The organism is Sphingopyxis sp. 10G20-10, from assembly GCF_057365075.1.
The window spans coordinates 1423707-1442087 of sequence record NZ_CP195117.1; the positions used below are offsets into that span (position 1 = coordinate 1423707).

The following is an 18381-nucleotide window of genomic DNA, read 5'->3' on the forward strand; positions in this document are numbered from 1 at the left end:
GTTAACCAGTGTGGGGTGACCCGCATTTATTCGCCTGCTCTGGGCAAGGAGTTTTCCACGCATGTTCCCCGCCATCGGCATCATAGTTTTAATCGTGCTAGTGTTTGGCGGGTTCGCGTTTACTGGCGGCAATCTGGAGCCTGTGCTCCATGCCTTGCCGCATGAAATGCTGATCATCGGCGGTGCCGGCATTGGTTCGCTGATTATCGGCAATTCGGGCAAGGATTTGAAATCGCTGGGCGCTGGCATGGGATCGGTCTTCAAAGGGCCGAAATATACCAAGCAGGATTTTCTCGACTGCATTTTTCTGGTTGCGAAACTGATGAAGATGCTGCGGACCGAAGGACCGGTCGCGCTCGAACCCCATATCGAAAACCCGGCTGAGTCAGCCATTTTTGCCGAAGCCCCCAAGCTGCTTAAAGATCAGACGCTCATCCACCTGATCTGTGACTCGCTGCGGCTGGTTGTGGTGTCGTCGGGAACGCTCGACCCTCATGCGGTCGAAGAGGTTATGGATAATGGCATCAAGAACCACCATCATCATGCGCTAAAGCCTGCCGAAGGCTTGCAGGGGCTTGCCGACGCGCTGCCTGCGCTGGGCATTGTGGCGGCGGTGCTGGGCGTGGTTAAAACCATGGGTGCGATCGATCAGCCGCCTGCCGTTCTGGGGGCCATGATCGGCTCAGCCCTTGTCGGGACCTTTCTTGGCGTGCTGCTCGCCTATGGCTTTGTCGGCCCGTTCGCCAATCGCGCCAAGCATATCGTCGAAAATGACAGCGCCATCTATCAGACCGTGAAACAGCTGATCATCGCGTCGCTGCATGGGCACCCGCAACCGCTGGTTATCGAGGCCGCGCGGACGGGGATTGAACATTCAAACCAGCCGAGCTTTGCCGAGGTGTTTGACGGAATGCGGGGCCGCTGATGGCGTCGCGAAAAAATGAGCCTGTCCGACCGATCATCGTCAAGAAGATCATCCAGCAAGCCCATGCCGGGCATCATGGCGGCGCCTGGAAGGTGGCCTATGCCGACTTTGTGACGGCGATGATGGCCTTCTTTCTTTTGATGTGGCTGCTGGGTGCGACGACAGAGAAGCAGCGCAAGGCGCTGGCCGACTATTTCTCCCCGACGCTGGTACAGACAAAACAAGAGAGCGCGGGTTCCAACGGATTCTTTGGTGGAGATTCCATCGTATCGGTTGATAATTACCCGCACCGCGCCGGTCAGACGGGCACGCGCACCATGACCATTCCGCGCGATGCCACCGGTGGCCCCAAGGAAGGGTCGGCCATCGGGCGCGATAAGGAAAGATTTACCCAGCTGAAACGCGCGATTGCCAAGAAGGTGATGTCCGACCGTCAGTTGCGCCGCTTTGCCAAGAATATCCGGTTCACCGATACGCGCGAAGGATTGCGTATCGACCTGATCGATGAATCCGATTTTTCGATGTTTGCGCTGGGCAGCGATGTCCTGTCACCCGACGCGATCCGGTTGCTCGATCAGATTGGTCCGATGGTTCGCGATTTGCCGAACAGCATCATCATTCGTGGCCATACCGACGCGAGCCGGTTTGCCCGGAGCAAGAGCCTGAACAATTGGCAACTGTCGACCTTGCGGGCAGAGGCGACGCGCGCCTACCTCAACTTCAAGGGCATTCCGACGCGGCGCTTTGTCCGCATCGAAGGTGTGTCGGATCGCGAACCCTATATCCCGGCCGATCCGAATGACGCGCGCAATCGCCGTATCTCGATCACCCTTGGTAATAGTCGCCACTAACAATTAAAACCACATTGGTGCCATTGCGGAGGGCGGCCTACGCAAAAGCGTGGCCAATACAACCAAATCGGATATATTAGTTATTTATCAATATCTTAGCCGGGGGTCAGTAAGCTTCTGTTTACCAATTTCATCAAATGTCTCTTCACCAAAGCGAGGACCTAACAACGCTGCGGCTGGAGAATGAAAATGGTGGCGAATGCGACAACTGGCTCGACCGAGATGACTTTGGAAGAGCTGATCATTGGCAAGAGCGAGGCGATGGTCGCGCTGCGTCAGATGATTGAACTCGTCGCCCGCTCCAACATCTCTGTGCTGCTATCGGGTCCGTCGGGTTCGGGTAAAGAATTGGTCGCCAAGGCGATCCACCAGGCCAGTCAGCGCGGAGATAAACCCTTTGTTGCGCTGAACTGCGGCGCCATTCCCAACGAGTTGATTGAATCCGAACTGTTCGGCCATGAAAAAGGGTCGTTCACCGGCGCCCATGCGCGGCGGATCGGTCATTTCGAGGCGGCCCATAACAGCACCTTGTTCCTCGACGAAATCGGCGACATGCGTTTCGACATGCAGGTTAAACTGCTCCGCGTGCTCGAAGAACATACGGTGAGCCGGATCGGTAGCAGTGACGTCAAGCCGGTCGATGTTCGCGTCATTTCGGCGACCCACCAAAATCTGGAGGAGGCCATTGCACAAGGCCGTTTTCGCGAAGACCTGTTCTTTCGCCTGGGTGTTGTCGTCATTCATGTGCCCGATCTGGCCAGCCGCGTCGAAGATATCGCGGAGCTGATCACCATGTTCCAAAAGCGTCATCCGGCGGCGCAGCGTTGCACCTATGACGAAAGCGCCCTCGACGTGCTGATGGACCATGAATGGCCCGGCAATGTTCGCGAGTTGCGCAACTTTGTCGATCGTGCAGCTGTGCTGTTCGGCGGCGAGCAGCTGAGTGCTGCGAATATCGAATTTCTTTTGCGGCCAACAGCCCCGCTCAGCTTTGGAATGCTGACGCGGTTGAAAGCGCCGCAAGCCACGGCCGTTCCCGATGTTGTCCCCACCACATCGGGAACGGTTGTGCCCCTTCGCCGCGATTGTCCCATCGACCTGAAGCGCGAAGTGGAATCGATCGAGCTTGATCGTATTCACGCCGCGCTGGATCTGGCCGATGGCATCATCGCCGAAGCGGCGCGCCTGTTGTCGCTGAAGCGCACGACGCTGATCGAAAAAATGCGCAAATATGGCGTCTCGGTCGCCGCCTGACCGGCGCGCGTCGGTTCCACCGTCTATTTAATTTGCTGCCAGGCCTCTGCGACGGTCTGGATACCGCTGTGCAGCGTTTTCAACAGATTCTGATCACCGGCAATCAGCGCGGCGTTCAGCTGTTTTCTCATGCTGCGATAAAGGCTGGCAAGCGAGGCGGCGAGGTCGCCGGCTGAATCCATGTCGAGGCTGACCTCGAGCGAGGTCAATATGCTGTGCGCGCGCTGCGCCTGATGGCTATTGAGCACGGGTTCGCCGCGTTCGGCCAGCACTTGCAGTACGCCCACCGAAATCAGCAGCTCGTCATACAGGATGCTGACGAGTGCCATCCGGTCGGCGCCAGCGAGGCGCGTTTCCAGATGCAGGCGGCGATATTGGTCATGGCCGTAAGAGGGGGATCGCTGAAGCAAAATGAACCTCGTGCTGTTTTAATTATTGCTCGAGTTCCAGAGCTTAATCTGTTGTTCCAGATAGGATTGGGTCGCGTGCAGCGAGGCTATGCGCGCATCGAGCGAGCCGAATTGTTTTTCCAGTCGGGCGCGATAATTGCTTTCGGTCGTTTCGACCCGTTCGCGATTCTTGCTGATCGAATCGGCTTCATTCTGCAATTGTTTGGTTAGTCCGTCGATCGAGCCGCCAGCTGCGATGGCCTTGTCACGAATGGCGTCGAGTGCCCCGGCAATCCCGGGATCGCTTTCCGCCGTATGATTGGCGTCTCGCAAGGGATTGAACATGGCTTCGACCGCATCGGGATTGGAGGCGAGCACGGCCGATAATTTGGCTTCGTCGATGGTCAGAGAGCCGTCGCGACCCGTGCTGATGCCGATGTCGGACAACCGGCTGATATTGGGGTCGCTGGTCAGCGCATTGCCGGTCATCGCGGTCAATTCGCGTTCGAGTGTGCGCAGCCCCGATGCGCCATTGGACAGGTCACGCGCTGACTTAAGACTTTTCTTCATATCATTGAAAACAGAAACAAAGTCAGAGATGGTTTGACGCAGGGCATCGGTCGGGCGGGTCGCGCCAACCGAAACGATTTCACCCGGAGCCGCTTTTTTGAGCTGCAGGGTCATGCCGGGGACAATATCGTCGACGCTGTTGCTGTCGCGGGAGAATAATATGCCGTCGACGCGCACTTGCGCATCATTGGCACTTTGCGCCAGCGTCATCGCGCCGCTGCCGCCATAGGCAAATTGTTGCAGGCCAGGATCGCCGCCTGCATCAGCGGACAGGGTGAAGGCATTAGCCGCGCCTGTCGCGCCTTTCAGCACCAAGCGGACACTGCCCGCATCATTGATGACCGAGGCTTTGACGCCGCTGCCTGCTGCGTTGATCGCATCGGCCAGACCGCTCACGCTGTTGTTGGTGGAATCGATCGTGATGTTGAAATCAGTGCCGCCAACCGACAGCGTCATGGCGCCTTCGCCGACCGCCGTATCCGCGCCAGCCACCAGTGCCGAATAAACCGACTGTGAGTGGGCCAGCTGTAGTACTTCAAATTCGCCGCTATAATCGCCCAGCTTCACGCCCGATTTGGCCTCGGCGCTCATCACCGTATCGTTGGAAATCGTCGGCTGGCTGCGCAAACTTCCCTCTGTTACCAGATTTTCCAGCGTCGTGGCAAAGCTGTCGAGATCCGACCGCGCTTTACCAACGGCGCTGATCCGCGCCTGATTTTGTTGAACCAGCTCGTCGAGCCGCTTGATCTTTGGGTCGCGTGAGGCAGAGGCCAAATCCTCAACCAACTGGCTGACATTGATCCCGGAACCGGCGCCGAGGCTGTTGGCAATAGAGGTGAGCATGAAATCAATTCCTTCGCTCTAGTTACGGCGCTGATGGCCCTTGATTAAGGGCTGCATTGTTCGAAAAGTGACAAGTGTCAGCCGCCCTCGCGCTCGCCATTGGCGTCGAAACGCTTGTCGGCCGGAATGTCGACGACGGGCTGAGCCAGCCCTTCGGCGATGGCGGTGTCGAGGCGGAAGACGAAGGCAAGTACGGTTGCGACGGCAAGGTACAGATCCTCCGACACCGTCCGGCCCGCGCGTGAGGTGAAGTAAATGGCACGGGTCAGTGGCGGATATTCGAGGCACGGAATATTATTGTCGCGGCCCAGCGCCTTGATGGCCAAGGCAATGTCGTCGCGGCCACGCGCGGTCACCATCGGGGCTTCGTCGATGCCCGGGCGATAGCGCAGTGCCACCGCGAAATGCGACGGGTTGGTCAGGATGACGGTCGCCTCTGCGACAGCTTTACGCGCAGAATTGGACAGAAATTCCATCTGACGCGCGCGCTGCGCCTGTTTGATTTCGGGCGTGCCTTCGGCCTCGCGCATTTCGTCGCGCACTTCCTTGCGCGACATTTTCAGCCGGTTGTTACGCTGAAGAATTTGGGCTGGGACATCGACCAATGCGATCGCGAGCAGACCAACCGACAACCACAAGACCGAATAGCCGACCGTCGACCCGACATAGAGGATCGCCTCTTGGGGGTCGGTCGCCGCCAGTCCCATGGTGGTGGGCAGGGCGCGGGTGACGACATGATAGCCGACCAGCGACAGCACTGCGACCTTGGCCAGCGCCTTGCCCAGTTCAATCGCACCATGGGCGCCGAACATGCGTTTGATGCCTGCACCGGGATTGATCCGGCTGCCTTTGAACTTCATGGCTTTGGAACGCCAGCCGAGCGATCCCAGCGCCATCGGCACGGCCAGCGCGGCGATTGTCGTCAGTGCAAAAAGACTGGCCATCGGCCACAAGATGTTCTGACCAATAGCGACGGCCTTTTCACCCGGCGCAAAATGATCGAGGTCGCCGGCTCCTAGCGTCAATCCGGACGACACCATCATGCCGATGTTGGTGACGACCCATTTTCCGGCGAGCAGCATCCATGCCGAACCGGCCAGCATCATGATGGCGGTGGCGAGTTCGCGCGACATCAACACATCGCCATCACGCGAGGCATCGGCGCGCCTCTTTGCGGTTGGCGCTTCGGTTTTCTGGTCTTTTTCGGGGGCTTCAGACATGGATCAACCGCCCGCGATCAAGCGCGCTTGGTCGAGCGACTGATTGATAACCTGATTGATCGCATCCGCCATGGCCGGGGTGGCCATCGCCAGCAACACAACGGCGGCGAGGATGGTGGCCGGCAGGCCGACGGCAAACAGGTTGAGTGCCGGTGCCGAACGGGCGACCAGTCCCATGATGATCTGAACCAGCAACAGGACAAAGCCGACGGGCAGGGCGATAATCAGACCCGCCGAGAACATCAATCCGCCAAACTGGACGATGCCGCCGATGGCCGAAAAGGACAGCCACGCCTGACCCGGCGGCAGCGCGCGATAGCTGTCGGCGATGATCTGCATCAACGCCAGATGGCCGTTCATGGATAGAAACAGGACCAGCGTCAGCATCGACAGATATTGGCTTATCGTCGTGCTCATAACCCCTGTCGAAGGGTCCGACATGGCGGCAAAGCTGAGGCCGGAAACATTGCTGATCGCCTCTCCGGCGAGCAGCGCCGAGGCGAAGCCGATCTGAAGCACGAAACCGATGGCGAGCCCGACCAATATTTCGCTGACTACCAGCAGAAAGCCGAACCAGGACACCAGCGATTCCGTCGGAAAGGCCATCGCCGAAGCCGAAACGCCCGAGATGCCAACCGCAAGCGCCAGCACAAGGCGCAGCTGTATGGGAACATTTCGTGCCCCGAACATCGGTGCGGCGAACAGCGCGGCACCCGGCCGGATCATCGCGATCAGCCACAGCTGCAGCGTCGCTTCGATATGTTCAAATCCTGGCGGCATGACGGCCTTATCGGGTCAGGGTGGGAATGAGGCCGAACAGCTCGCGCGTGAAATCGGTCAGCAACACCAATATGCTGCTCCCGAAAATGGCGAGACAAACAGCGACAATAATCAACTTCGGGACAAAACTGAGCGTGGCTTCGTTGACCGAAGTTGCGGCCTGCACCATGCCCAGCAACACACCGACGATAAGCGCGGGGAGCAGGATGGGGGCGGCGGCGAGCGCCAGCACCCACAGGGCCTGTTGTGCGACGCCGACGAAGAAATCACTCTCCATCTCACCCACCCCCATAGGAGGCGGCGAGTGATCCCACCGTCAAGGCCCATCCATCGACAAGAACGAACAGCAACAGTTTGAACGGCATGGATATAATGACAGGCGACAGCATCATCATCCCGAGCGACATCAAAGCCGAAGCGACGATCAGATCGATGATGAGAAAAGGCAGGAAGATCAGAAAGCCGATCTGGAATGCGGTCTTGAGTTCGCTGGTGACAAAGGCCGGCAGCAGCACAGAGAAGGGAATGTCAGCCGCTTTGGCGACACGCGGGGTTTTCGACAATTCGGTGAACAGTCGCAGGTCGGACTTGCGCGTCTGGGTGACCATGAATTTGTGCAGGGCGGTGCCCGAGCGGCCAATCGCTTCCTGAATATCAATTTGCTGCGCGCCATAGGGTTCGATGGCGGTATGATTAATCTCTGTAATCACGGGCTGCATCACCAGCAGAGAGAGGAACAGGCTGAGCCCGACGAGCACCTGGTTTGGAGGCGTTTGTTGTAAACCCAGTGCGTGACGTAAAATTGACAACACAATGATGATGCGCGTGAAGCTGGTCATCATGAGCAACAGCGACGGCAAAATCGTCAGCAGGCTCATCAGGAGGAGGATTTGCAGCGACAGGGTCAAGGGGCGACCATCGCCAGCCAATTCACCCATCGCGCGGTCCAGACCGCCGCTCGACCCGGTTTGGGCCAGCGCGGTGCCGGAAATGGCGACGGCACAAATCGCCGCAACAAAGATCAGGAGCAGGCGCGGCAATTGGCGGCGCGCTCCGGCAACATCAGTCTGCATGGAAATCACCACGATTATCTTCGGCCAACAGCGAAACACCGCTGCGCGCCACCGCGACCAGCAATTGCTTGCCCCCAAAATCGACGACCGCCAATTTGGTACCGGGCCCCATCGGCAGGACATCGACGACATGGGCGGCGCGGCGCGCGGCGGCCTTTATGGGCAGGCCCAACTGAACGCGGCGCCACAGCCACAGGCTGCCCCAGGCCAGACCGGCAACAACCGGCAGCAAGACGAACAAGCGCAGGAAATAGTCGACGATCATGACCGGCGTTCCATCGACCCCAGCCGCTGACCGGCTTCGGCAACATGGACGATCTGGATGCCATAGCGGCCATCAACATTGACGATTTCGCCGCGGGCAACCAACGTGCCATTGGCAAAAACTTCCAACAGATCATTGGCTTGGCGGTCGAGTTCGACAACGCTTCCTTCGTTCAGGTCAAGCAAGTCCGCCAGCGTCAACGAGGCCGAACCGACCTCTACTGACAGGCGTACAGACACGCCGGACAGCAGGTCGAAGTTGGCACCGCTGGCAAGCGAGCTGGTCGGGCGACTGCTGCGTTCAGCGGTCGAAACAGGGGCTTCAGACATGTCACTCATTGGGTCGGTCCTTTGTTGATATGGTCAATCATGATGGCGGCGCGGCCGTTTGATTCCCCGACGCGGCCATAGGCAAAGACGCGGCCTGCGACGGTCAGCGGAACCAGTTTCGGGATCAAAAGCGGAATGACGTCGCCCGCTTTCAGGTCGAGCAGCCGCGAAAAGGGAAGGTCGGGACGAGCCAGCACCGAACGGGCGGGGAAATGGATGTCGCGCGCGCTGTTGCTCAGCTGACGCACCCATTCGGGATCGGCTGGCACTTTGTTGGTTGCGCTGCCCTCAACACCCAGACCCGGCGCGTCGCGCAGCGCGGTCGCCAGATAGATGCAGTGCAACTCATGCTCACCCAAGGCTTCGTCGGCGAGCGAGAAGGTCTGAACGACGACGGTATCGCTCGGCTTGGGAACGCCGGGGACAACCAGTTCGACGCCTGCTCCGGCATAATGCGGGTGGATCGGCATACAGTCGGCCCATGACGCAGCGAGTTGACCGGCCATGTCGCGGCCAATCCGGTCGGCGAAACGTTCTTCGGCCGAGGTCCATTCTTCGCGCACCACAGTGTCTTTTCCGGTCCCGCCGTAAAAAATATCGACAAGGACTGGCAGGACTTTGCGCGGCCAGACAACCAGCACCGGCCCCTTGAGAGGGAGGGCGCGAAACTGCCAGCAAAGGCTGGATTCCTGAAGTTTGCAAAAAGCATCATAGGTCATTTGCTGCGCCGGGTTGCTATCGACCGATGCGTCGGGCGATCCCAGCAAATGCAGCATGTCGCGCCATTGCTTTTTCAATCGGTCGCCGATGCGGTCCAGACCGGTGATCGGCTGGCCGGCGGTTGCCGAACGAAACAGGCTGACAGGCTCTGACGGGGCGGCGGTTTGGGTCATTGGATCACCAGATTGGTGAAGTAGACATTGTCGATGCCGCCAAAGCCTTCTTTGTTGCGCAAGACTTGGTTGATCGCTTTGGTTAGCTGCTTTTGCAGCTGTTCCTTGCCGGGTTTGGATGACAGGACCATCGGATTCTGTTCGGCAAGAACCATCAAAATGGCCGAGCGGATGGGGACCGACTGGCGGCGGATATTGCTGATGACCTGACCGTCATAATAGGTCGACAGGCTGATCCCGATCTGGATGAAGCCCGACCCATCCTCCAGATTGGCCGTGAAATTCTGCTCAATCGGGAAATAGGTGATCTCATATTTGCGCGGATCGACTTTGACGCGGTCGTCCGCAACCGCAACCGTTCCGACTTTCAACGGAACGTCCTTCGCATCAAGGACTGCTTCGGTATCAACCGGCTCTTCGCTGCGCAGGACCAGCTTGGGCAGGTTGTTGACCTCGGTCTTGGCGCTGGCGGACATTCCGCCCGAGAAATAGAGGCCTGCACCGGTGCCTGCGCCAGCCAGTGCGATGGCGCCGGTACCCAGCATCAGCATCTTTTTGAGCTTGCCGCCGCTTTTTGGTTCGGTGTCTTTTGCTTTGGTCATGGTTCGTCTCTCTCTGATTAGGCGAAGCGGCCGCGGCGGGCCGGGGTGGGGGTTGCGGTGTCCTGGTCATCGTTGGCGACGCCGGTTTCGACGGTCCAAAAGGGATAGTCAGGGTTGCGCGTGCGTTGTTCGTGACCGCGCTGACCAGATGAATTTCCGGTGTAGCTGATGTCGGTGCTGGCGACGTGGATGCCCTGACGGCGCAATTCATCGCTGAGGTGCGACTGATGCTGGGCCATGATGCGCGAGGCATCCTCGTTGCGGGTTTCCATCCTGAGCGCCATGCCATTGTCGCCAATCCGCATCTGGACGGTCATTTCGCCAAGCTGGGCTGGCATCAGGCGAAAGCGCAGATCGCCCTTTTTATCGACCGTGGATGCAATATCTTTGGACAGCTGATCGAGCCAGAGTGACGACTGCGACATATCCAGCGTGCCGTCGAATTTCGGCTGTGCCATCGCGGCGGCGGCGGACAGGGGCAGGGTGGTTGTGGCCTGAAGCGGATTGGATTGCGTTGCGAGCAACGACGGGCTGGCGTCCGGCTGGCCAATCCGCAGCTTGTCGCGCAAGTCCGCGAAAGTGAGGATCTGCTGTTGATTGGCGGCATCGCGCGTAACGGCGGCGGTTTTCGATCCGGCAATGCTGGTGAATTCGCTGGTTTTGGCGGCCGTGCCAGCATCGCCTTTGGACAGCTCTGCACTGACGGGAGCTTTCCCGTCAGCCTGTTTGCCTCCGTCCGGCTTTGCCATCATGGCGGCAACATTTGCTGCAACAGGGGCCGGTGTAGCGGCGGGGTCTGTTGCGGGCGCTTGGGTCGTGCCGGCCACTTGCGTTGCGGCGACAATGACCGGAGCAATTGCTGCTGTCGGCGTGGCAGGGGCGGCGTCCGTTGCTGCGGCGACCGTTACCGGGGCTTTACCATCGGCTTTACCATCGGTTTTGACAGTGGCGTCGGGCGTATCCGTTGCGTCGGTTGCGTCGGCGTCGTCGCTCGCATCGTCGGTCTCGATCGCTGCCGCGCTGGGCGCGGGCTTGGCGGTTGCCGTGGCTGCAACCAATTGTTCGGCGGTTACAACAGCAGGCTGCGGGGCGGTGGTTGCCACGTCCTGAGCGACCATATCCGAAGCCTCCGTCTGACCGGCGGCGCGGGTTGCGGATGCTGCGATACCGGCAATGTCGATGATATTGGCGCGAACGGGCAGGGCGTCGGGTTCCGTCGCAGTCGCGGCCATATCATCAGCGACTGCTGCCACCGTCGGCAACAGCGAGGCAAAATCAGTGGTTGCGGCGGCGGACGTCAGGGCGGCAGTGCGGCCTGCTGTGGTCGTCGGGTTAGCGGTCTGAAGCGACATCGGAAGCATCAGTTTTGCTCCATTTCATTGTGGTAACAGGCTTGCATCCGGCGGAGGCGCGGTGCGTTGGCGTCGGCGGCGCGTTCGCGGGCGAGTTCGGCGGCGGCGCGGCTGCGGTCATAAAGACGGCTGGCGCTCTCTTCGCGGGCATGGGCGCTGCGCTGGATTGCGGTCATATCATCGCGATGTTCGATCGCGTCGTTGATCGGGTTTTTCAGTTGCTCGCGCGCGGCTTCCAAACGCATGGCCATTTCACCGAGCGAATTGAGCGCCATGCCTTGCACTTCGCCGGTTCCGACATTGAGGTCAGAGCGCAGCGATTCGAGCCGCGACGCCAGCCGGGCCAGGTCGCTGAGGTCGCCCTGAGCCTTGGCCAGGCGCGCTTGCGCGGCGCGATGTTCGACGGCACGGATACGGATCATCCGTTTGCGTCGGGCAAGCTGCTCATCATTCATGCAAAATTCTCCATCAATTTTTGACTGGCGGTGGCAAAGGGGACAAGGTCGCCAATGGATTGGGCGACAAAGGCCAAAAGGTCGGGGTGGCGGACGATGGCTTCGTCGAGCACAACATCATTGCCGGGCGCATAAGCCCCCATCATCATCAGGTCGCGGTTGTCTTCGAACACAGACCAGAGCTGGCGGAATTTGGCGGCGGCGCGCTGATGGTCGGGGCTGACCGAATCGACCATCGTGCGCGACAATGATTTGCCGATATCGATGGCGGGATAGACGCCCTGTTCGGCGAGGGTGCGCGACAGGATGATATGGCCGTCGGCAATCGCGCGGGCGCTATCGACGATCGGATCGTCAATATCGCCGCCATCGGCGAGCACGGTGTAAAGGGCTGTAATCGATCCGCCCGACTGGCTGTCATTGCCGGCGCGTTCGATCAGCGAAGGGATGAGGCCGAGCGCCGAGGGGGGATAGCCCTTCATCGTCGGCGGCTCGCCCAATGACAGGCCGATTTCGCGCTGGGCGTGGGCGACGCGGGTCAGGCTGTCGATCAGCAACAGGACGCGCTTGCCCTCGGCGCGGAAAGATTCGGCGATGGCGGTAGCGCGCATCGCGGCACGCAGACGGAGCAGCGGGGCCTGATCGGCGGGAACAGCAACCACAACCGCTTTTTTGCGAACGGCGGGGGGCAATTTGGTTTCGACGAAATCGGTGACTTCGCGGCTGCGTTCGCCAACCAGCCCGACAACGATAACATCGCAGTCGGAACCGGCCAGCATCTGACCCATCAGGACCGATTTGCCGACGCCTGACCCGGCGATGATGGCGACGCGCTGGCCTTCGCCGATGGTGAGCAAGCCGTTGATGGCGCGCACGCCGACATCCATCGGCTTTGTGACGCGGCTGCGGACCAGCGGATTGACTTTGCGGCCCGCGAGCGGCCATTGGAAACGCGACCGGACCGGCTCACGCCCGTCCAGCGGTTCGCCAAGCGCGCCGATAACGCGGCCGAGCAAAGCTTTGCCGCAGGCGACCATCGCGCCGGCGCCATAAGGCTCGACTCGTGCACCGGCGACGAAGGGAACATTGGTGTCAAAAGGCAGGACAATGCTGCGATGACCGCGAAAGCCGACGACTTCTCCTGCTGTATGCTGGTTCTTGGCTGTGCGGATACGGACGTTGCTGCCGATGGGAAGCGGAAAGCCGGTGACTTCGAGCATCAAGCCTTCGTGCGCGACCAACTTGCCGACATGACGCGGCACGGCATTGGTGCAATCCAGACCTTCGAGCAATTGCTGGGCGCTGAGGGCCATACGCTGGGTCATTGACCGACACCCGCGACGCTCTGGGCCGTGCGGACGGCGCGCAAAGTCGGGCGGCGGGTTGGCAGCTCCTGGCTTTGGGTCGTCATCAACATGATTGCGTGCCTTTGGTTTTAAACATCGCAGGGCATCATGCCTGCGATTAACCAAAAGCAATCATCGTGCCATTTTGTCTTTATGGCGTAATTTCAGGGTTGTGTGGGGCAGGCGACAGTCAATTTTCGTGCCGCCGACATTTTTCTGACGCTATGCGCTTAACTTTATGGTCGTCCGGTCGTTACTTAGCCCTCGTCGGCCTCGGCGACGCCCAGTGCGGTGCGTAGCTCCACCAGAAATTGCGCGCGCCCATGTTCAATCCAGCCCGCGGAAGAATCGATGCGGATCGACCCGCGCGGTAAGTCGGGGTCTGCGCGCATTTCCAGCGGCATGGCCTGCCCGTCGAGCAGCGCCATATCTTCGGGATGGAGGCACATGGTGCGCACCGCGTCGCAATCGCCAATAAGTCGCGCGGCCTTGTGCGCCTGACCCGACAGCCATTCGGCGTCTATGGGCGCAGTTTCGACAATCTGCGTCACCAGGGAAGCGACGGTTTCGGCAATCAGCCGCGCCAGCTCTTCGCTGGGTTCATCTTGCAGCGCCTCGGCATTGGCCAGCAGTGCCTGCATTTGTTGGCGTTCGACGTCGAACGCCGCAGCGGCGAGCGCTTGGCCTTCTTCGACACCGCGCGCGAAGGGATCGTCGGGCTCGTCCGGGGCCATGGCTTCGGCATCCGGTGCGGGCTGATCCTGCGAAAAGAGCGGGCGAAAGCTGGCCGCCCCTGCGTTGGCCGACGCCATAAAGGATGGCTGGAACCCCGCATTAGACATAATCTTCGCCCTTGCTGGCGAGCATGATTTCGCCGCTGGCGGCCATCTGGCGCGCAATCAGCATGATCGTGCGTTGCGCATCTTCGACATCGGCCCTTTTGACCATGCCCATTTCGGCAATCTCGTCGCGGATGGTATCGGCGGCGCGCGCCGACATGGTCGCAAGGCAGCGTTCGGCCATGCTCTTGTCCGTGCCCTTGAGCGCGATGCTGAGCACCGCAGCGTCCGCCGACCGAAGCACTGCCCCAAGGCTCTTGAAATCCAGCTCGCGCAGATTTTCAAAGATGAACATCTCATCCTCGATCGTATCAGCCATCGCGCGGTCGCGGCGTTTCATATTCTTGATGAGTTTTTCGCTGAGCGTGCGCGGCATTTCTTTCATAATCTTGGCGACATCGGTGGGTCCGCCGACCTTATGCTGGACGCGGTGCTGTTCGGCCCCATTGGCGCGGGACAGGATATATTCCAGATCCTCAATCGCCGCCGCCGATACCGAAGACAGGCGCGCGGCGCGATAGATCAAATCCATTTGCAGCGTGTCATCGACGGTTTCCAGCGCTTGTGCGGCAATATCGGGAAGTAGGACCGACAGGATAATAGCGCCCACCTGCGCATGTTCATTGGCGAGTAAGCGGCTCAGTGCGGGCACTTCCATCCATCGCAGCATTTCAAGCGATGCGGCGCTCGACTGCGGTGCGACGGCGGCCAATATATTATCGGCGCGGATATTGCCGACCGCTTCGTTGATGACGGTGCGGATGCGTTGATTGGCACCGACGCCCAACGTCGTGACCGATCGGCTGCCGATGACGAAGCGTTCTAGTGCTTCTTCAATCTCAACTTCCGATGCTTGCGCGGAGTCATACATCGCCTTGGCGAGCTGTTTGACCTCATCGGCTTCGAAATGCTTGAGGATCGAGGCGGCATCACCTTCCTCCAACAGCATCAACAGGATGGCCGCCGCGGCAGACCCCTGGATACCGGCCAGACCTTCGGCCTCTTCGCCGCTGCCGTTTTCGACTTCGATCAGATCAGGCTGCATGGCTGCTCTCGAGCATCAGATGGCGGACGACCTGCGCCGCGCGCGCCGCATCCTGTTGGACAAAGGCACGAACAAGGTTGGCGCGGGCCTCATAACTGGGCGCGGCTTCGATCATTTCCAGCGTGATTTCACGCCCGTTGGTTTTTTGACTCACCGCTTTCAGGTCGGTCGAGGTCAACAGCGTTTCCTCGATGGCGGCTTCGGTCAGCTCGCGCTGCTGGGTCTTGCGCTTGACGGCGCGAATGAGCGGGCGGCCAAAGAAGAAGAAAGCAAGCAAAGCGACCATCACGGCACCGATTTGACGCGCAAGCGGCAGGAACCATGTCTGGTTCCACATCGGCAGATCGACTTTCTCGGCCTGCACAAAGGCGCGTTGACCAATGGCAACGGTGTCGCCGCGCTGTTCATCATAACCGACGGCGCCCTTAACCAGCGCTTCGATTTTGCTCATCTCAGCAGATGAAATTGCTTTTTTGCCTTTGACCTGGCTGAGCGCGACAGCGACCGAGACGCGGTTCAGGCGCCCCTGCGGCTGATGGGTCACCGAAATCTCACGACCGACATCAAAACTGCGCGAGAATGTTTCGTTGCTGGCCGGCGGGTCGGCCGGAGATGCGGCGTTGGTGCCGGTGCTCGGGCGGTTAGCGAGTGTGGGGTCGGGCGGCGGTTGATTGCTGAGCGCGCCGGGAATGCCCATTGCAGGCTTGCCAGCCGAGGCGACTTCGGTGCGATTGCCTTCTTCGCTGCGCAACGCGCGGTCATCCTTGGGATAGGTTTCGCGGGTTGCCTGACTTTCCGACATATCGACATCGGCGTGAACTTCGACGCTGAAATTCCCCATGCCCAGCATCGGGGCCAAAAGCGATACGACCGATTGACGCAGACGATCTTCGATCCGGGTTTGTAACTGGAATGCCGCCATGTCGCCATTGTCGGCATCGGCGGACAAGAGCGCGCCCGACTGATCGATGATCGAAACCTGTTCGGCATCGAGGCCGGGCACCGACGATGCGACCAGATAGCGCATCGCGCGTACTTGCGCCGCAGCGAGCGAGCGACCGGGCAATAAGGTAAGCATGACCGAGGCCGCCGTCGGGCGGCTGTCGCGTACAAAGACGCTGGGTTCGGAAATGGCCAGATGGACGCGCGCCGACGATACGGCGTCGATTCCTTCGATGGTGCGGGCCAAGTCAGCCTCGCGGGCGGCTTGCAGCGCTTGATCTTCGATCGCACGGCTGGACCCCATCGGCAACGAGGCGATCAACGAGTCCGCGCTGGGCTTTGCCTTGGGCAGGCCCTGACCGGCGAGCAATATGCGGGCCTGTTGCAGCTGATCGGCGTCGACCAGGACTGCGCCAGTGCCGCTATCGATGCTGTGATTCAGCCCCGATGTTTGCAAGGCTTCGGATATGGCGGCCTTGTCGGCATCGGCGAGGCCGGTGAATACGGGAACTTGCGGCGCTGATTGCATTGCGAAATAGGCCATAGCGGCGATGCCCAGCGCAGTGGAAATCGAAATTGCCGGGAGCGCGCGCTGGATCATCGGCTGGCGCAGGAACTGCGTAACAGGCGCAAAGATGGGGGGTATAGAACCCGGTCGTGCAAGCTCGGTGCCGGACAAGGTTTGTGAAACGGGGACGGGAAGGTCTGTCATCGATTATACCGGCATGTTCATAATGTCGCGATAGGCGGACAATAATTTGTTACGTACCTGAAGCGTCGCTTCGAAACCGAGCGAGGCCTTTTGGCGTTCGATCATCACATTGACGATGTCGTGGGTGTCGCCACGCTGATAGGCATCGGTTACGTCGCCGGCCTTGACCTGTTGTGCGTTGACCTTTTCCAGCGCCGCCGAAATGGTCTGGCTGAAATCCGTGGCACCTGCGCCAGCGTCTGCGCCTGGTCCACCGACCTGGTTTCGTCCCGCGGCCTTTTGCAACGCCGTGTTCTGATTCAGAATGGACGAGCGCATTTGCAGCAGCCTGCTTTGGTCAATCGTCGACATCAGTTTATGCCTTTGGTTGCGTCTTACTTACGAGGCACCATGCCTGTGTAATTGTAAAAGCAATCATCGTGCCAAAATATTTTTGCATATATATTTCAGCATGTTGATATGGTTGCATAGTTGGTAAATCTGAAATTCGACATTTTTCTGACGGCGGATGCTTAACGCTGTCCGCGTGCCGTCGTTACCTAATTCGTGGCTGCTCACCGAGCACCATTTTATTTCAGGGCCATGCGCCGGAAAGGAAGATCGATGACAGTTATCAACACCAATGTGAGCGCCCTTCGTTCGCAGAACAGCTCGCGGATCGCCAACAACATGCTGAGTTCGGCCATGGAACGCCTGTCGAGCGGCAAGCGTATCAACAGCGCCAAGGATGACGCTGCTGGCCTCGCCATTGCAACCCGTATGGATGCCAAGGTTCGCGGCTTTAATCAGGCTGTTCGTAACGCCAATGACGGTATCTCGCTGTCGCAGACCGCTGAAGGCGCGATGGGCGAAGTTTCCAACATCCTGGTTCGTATGCGCGAACTGTCGGTTCAAGCCGCCAACGGCACCGCCGGTACGTCTGACCGCGCCGCAGTCCAGACCGAAGTGACGGCCTTGTTGGGCCAGATCGATGACATCGCAGGCCGCACGGACTTTAACGGCGTCAACCTGTTCAACGCTGCTGGTACGTTCAAGATCCAGACGGGTGTTGATTCGGGTCAAACCGTCGACATCACGCTTGCTTCCATGAACTCGACCGGTCTGGCCGTGAACACGGTTGATATGTCGACCGCCGCCGGTGCATCGACCGCTATGGGCCTGATCAGCACCGCCATCGATACGGTTGCGACGCAGCGGGCCAATCTGGGTGCCGCTCAGAACCGCCTCGAGGCCACCGTCAACAATCTGACGTCGACCTCGACCAACCTGTTGGCTGCAAAATCGCGCATCGAAGATGCCGACTTCAGCGCAGAATCGACGAAATTGGCAGCAGCGCAGATCCTCTCGCAGGCATCGACCGCCATGCTCGCCCAGGCAAATCAGAGCCAGCAGGGTGTTATGAACCTGCTCCGCTAAGACCGAGCCCCACCCCATGTGCCAATTGAGGCTGGTCCCTCCAGTTGGCACTGGACGCGATGCCCCGACGTTTCGACGCCGGGGCATCAAGTCGTTCTGGCGCCTTGAACTAGCGCGCTCGACCTAGCCTGCCCACATCAGCACACACCCATGATGCCGTAACGGCGACGATTGCCCGCCCGCATATCCAAGGGGCATCATACAGCCTGATTCCTCCCTCCATATATGATGAGAATTTTGTCCGTAACCTTTCCGGTTCCCGGACGGAGGCGGCCTCAAC

At 59.7% G+C, this 18381-nt stretch carries 21 protein-coding genes; 4 read left to right on the top strand and 17 right to left on the bottom strand.

Annotated features, from left to right (window positions below):
- The first annotated feature begins 61 nt into the window (after nucleotides 1-61).
- The 3 genes from motA (at nucleotide 62) to ACR3XE_RS06980 (ending at nucleotide 3030) form a co-directional block, all read left to right on the top strand.
- The gene (motA, locus tag ACR3XE_RS06970) at nucleotides 62-925 is read left to right on the top strand and encodes a flagellar motor stator protein MotA (protein ID WP_473698353.1); all 864 of its coding nucleotides are present in this window, start codon (nucleotides 62-64) and stop codon (nucleotides 923-925) included.
- Nucleotides 925-1776: a flagellar motor protein MotB gene (locus ACR3XE_RS06975; protein ID WP_473698352.1), complete on the top strand. Its 852-nt coding sequence runs from the start codon at nucleotides 925-927 to the stop codon at nucleotides 1774-1776. Before motA ends, ACR3XE_RS06975 begins: the two co-directional genes overlap by 1 nt.
- A gap of 189 nt (nucleotides 1777-1965) precedes the next feature.
- Nucleotides 1966-3030 (top strand): sigma-54 interaction domain-containing protein, encoded by a 1065-nt coding sequence (locus ACR3XE_RS06980; RefSeq protein WP_473698351.1) that lies wholly within the window; start codon nucleotides 1966-1968, stop codon nucleotides 3028-3030.
- 23 nt (nucleotides 3031-3053) lie between these two features.
- Here ACR3XE_RS06980 and ACR3XE_RS06985 read toward each other — a convergent pair whose 3' ends face one another.
- From ACR3XE_RS06985 to fliE, 17 genes are all read right to left on the bottom strand, one after another.
- Nucleotides 3054-3440 carry a flagellar export chaperone FliS gene (locus tag ACR3XE_RS06985; RefSeq protein WP_473698350.1) on the bottom strand — a complete coding sequence of 129 codons (387 nt, stop codon included), beginning with the start codon at nucleotides 3438-3440 and terminating at the stop codon, nucleotides 3054-3056.
- 18 nt (nucleotides 3441-3458) lie between these two features.
- On the bottom strand, nucleotides 3459-4832 hold the full coding sequence (gene fliD / locus ACR3XE_RS06990; RefSeq protein ID WP_473698349.1) for a flagellar filament capping protein FliD: 1374 nt from the start codon (nucleotides 4830-4832) through the stop codon (nucleotides 3459-3461).
- Between the two features lie 77 nt (nucleotides 4833-4909).
- Nucleotides 4910-6052, bottom strand: a complete 1143-nt coding sequence (gene flhB / locus ACR3XE_RS06995) for a flagellar type III secretion system protein FlhB (RefSeq protein ID WP_473698348.1) — start codon at nucleotides 6050-6052, stop codon at nucleotides 4910-4912.
- Between the two features lie 3 nt (nucleotides 6053-6055).
- On the bottom strand, nucleotides 6056-6832 hold the full coding sequence (gene fliR / locus ACR3XE_RS07000; RefSeq protein ID WP_473698347.1) for a flagellar biosynthetic protein FliR: 777 nt from the start codon (nucleotides 6830-6832) through the stop codon (nucleotides 6056-6058).
- Nucleotides 6833-6839: 7 nt separating this feature from the next.
- Complete coding sequence (locus ACR3XE_RS07005; RefSeq protein WP_473698346.1) at nucleotides 6840-7109, bottom strand: flagellar biosynthetic protein FliQ; 270 nt, start codon at nucleotides 7107-7109, stop codon at nucleotides 6840-6842.
- Nucleotide 7110: 1 nt separating this feature from the next.
- Nucleotides 7111-7905, bottom strand: coding sequence for a flagellar type III secretion system pore protein FliP (gene fliP / locus ACR3XE_RS07010; RefSeq protein ID WP_473698345.1), 795 nt, complete (start codon nucleotides 7903-7905; stop codon nucleotides 7111-7113).
- Complete coding sequence (locus ACR3XE_RS07015; protein ID WP_473698344.1) at nucleotides 7895-8170, bottom strand: flagellar biosynthetic protein FliO; 276 nt, start codon at nucleotides 8168-8170, stop codon at nucleotides 7895-7897. The genes fliP and ACR3XE_RS07015 overlap by 11 nt, the downstream gene beginning before the upstream one ends.
- On the bottom strand, nucleotides 8167-8508 hold the full coding sequence (gene fliN / locus ACR3XE_RS07020) for a flagellar motor switch protein FliN (RefSeq protein WP_473698343.1): 342 nt from the start codon (nucleotides 8506-8508) through the stop codon (nucleotides 8167-8169). Before fliN ends, ACR3XE_RS07015 begins: the two co-directional genes overlap by 4 nt.
- Nucleotides 8505-9392 (bottom strand): FliM/FliN family flagellar motor switch protein, encoded by an 888-nt coding sequence (locus ACR3XE_RS07025; RefSeq protein ID WP_473698342.1) that lies wholly within the window; start codon nucleotides 9390-9392, stop codon nucleotides 8505-8507. Before ACR3XE_RS07025 ends, fliN begins: the two co-directional genes overlap by 4 nt.
- Nucleotides 9389-9994, bottom strand: a complete 606-nt coding sequence (locus ACR3XE_RS07030) for a flagellar basal body-associated FliL family protein (protein WP_473698341.1) — start codon at nucleotides 9992-9994, stop codon at nucleotides 9389-9391. The genes ACR3XE_RS07025 and ACR3XE_RS07030 overlap by 4 nt, the downstream gene beginning before the upstream one ends.
- A 17-nt stretch (nucleotides 9995-10011) precedes the next feature.
- Nucleotides 10012-11355, bottom strand: coding sequence for a flagellar hook-length control protein FliK (locus tag ACR3XE_RS07035; protein WP_473698340.1), 1344 nt, complete (start codon nucleotides 11353-11355; stop codon nucleotides 10012-10014).
- Nucleotides 11355-11801, bottom strand: coding sequence for a hypothetical protein (locus ACR3XE_RS07040; RefSeq protein WP_473698339.1), 447 nt, complete (start codon nucleotides 11799-11801; stop codon nucleotides 11355-11357). The genes ACR3XE_RS07035 and ACR3XE_RS07040 overlap by 1 nt, the downstream gene beginning before the upstream one ends.
- A complete protein-coding gene (locus ACR3XE_RS07045; protein ID WP_486186009.1) occupies nucleotides 11798-13126 on the bottom strand; it encodes a FliI/YscN family ATPase in 1329 nt (442 codons plus the stop codon). Before ACR3XE_RS07045 ends, ACR3XE_RS07040 begins: the two co-directional genes overlap by 4 nt.
- 278 nt (nucleotides 13127-13404) lie before the next feature.
- Nucleotides 13405-13989 carry a FliH/SctL family protein gene (locus ACR3XE_RS07050; RefSeq protein ID WP_473698338.1) on the bottom strand — a complete coding sequence of 195 codons (585 nt, stop codon included), beginning with the start codon at nucleotides 13987-13989 and terminating at the stop codon, nucleotides 13405-13407.
- Nucleotides 13982-15031 carry a flagellar motor switch protein FliG gene (locus ACR3XE_RS07055; protein WP_473698337.1) on the bottom strand — a complete coding sequence of 350 codons (1050 nt, stop codon included), beginning with the start codon at nucleotides 15029-15031 and terminating at the stop codon, nucleotides 13982-13984. The genes ACR3XE_RS07050 and ACR3XE_RS07055 overlap by 8 nt, the downstream gene beginning before the upstream one ends.
- On the bottom strand, nucleotides 15021-16685 hold the full coding sequence (gene fliF / locus ACR3XE_RS07060) for a flagellar basal-body MS-ring/collar protein FliF (RefSeq protein WP_473698336.1): 1665 nt from the start codon (nucleotides 16683-16685) through the stop codon (nucleotides 15021-15023). Before fliF ends, ACR3XE_RS07055 begins: the two co-directional genes overlap by 11 nt.
- Before the next feature lie 3 nt (nucleotides 16686-16688).
- The gene (gene fliE / locus ACR3XE_RS07065; protein WP_473698335.1) at nucleotides 16689-17036 is read right to left on the bottom strand and encodes a flagellar hook-basal body complex protein FliE; all 348 of its coding nucleotides are present in this window, start codon (nucleotides 17034-17036) and stop codon (nucleotides 16689-16691) included.
- A 252-nt stretch (nucleotides 17037-17288) separates the two neighbouring features.
- Here fliE and ACR3XE_RS07070 point away from each other — a divergent pair, with 252 nt between their 5' ends.
- Nucleotides 17289-18101: a flagellin N-terminal helical domain-containing protein gene (locus ACR3XE_RS07070; RefSeq protein ID WP_473698334.1), complete on the top strand. Its 813-nt coding sequence runs from the start codon at nucleotides 17289-17291 to the stop codon at nucleotides 18099-18101.
- Nucleotides 18102-18381 lie beyond the last annotated feature (280 nt).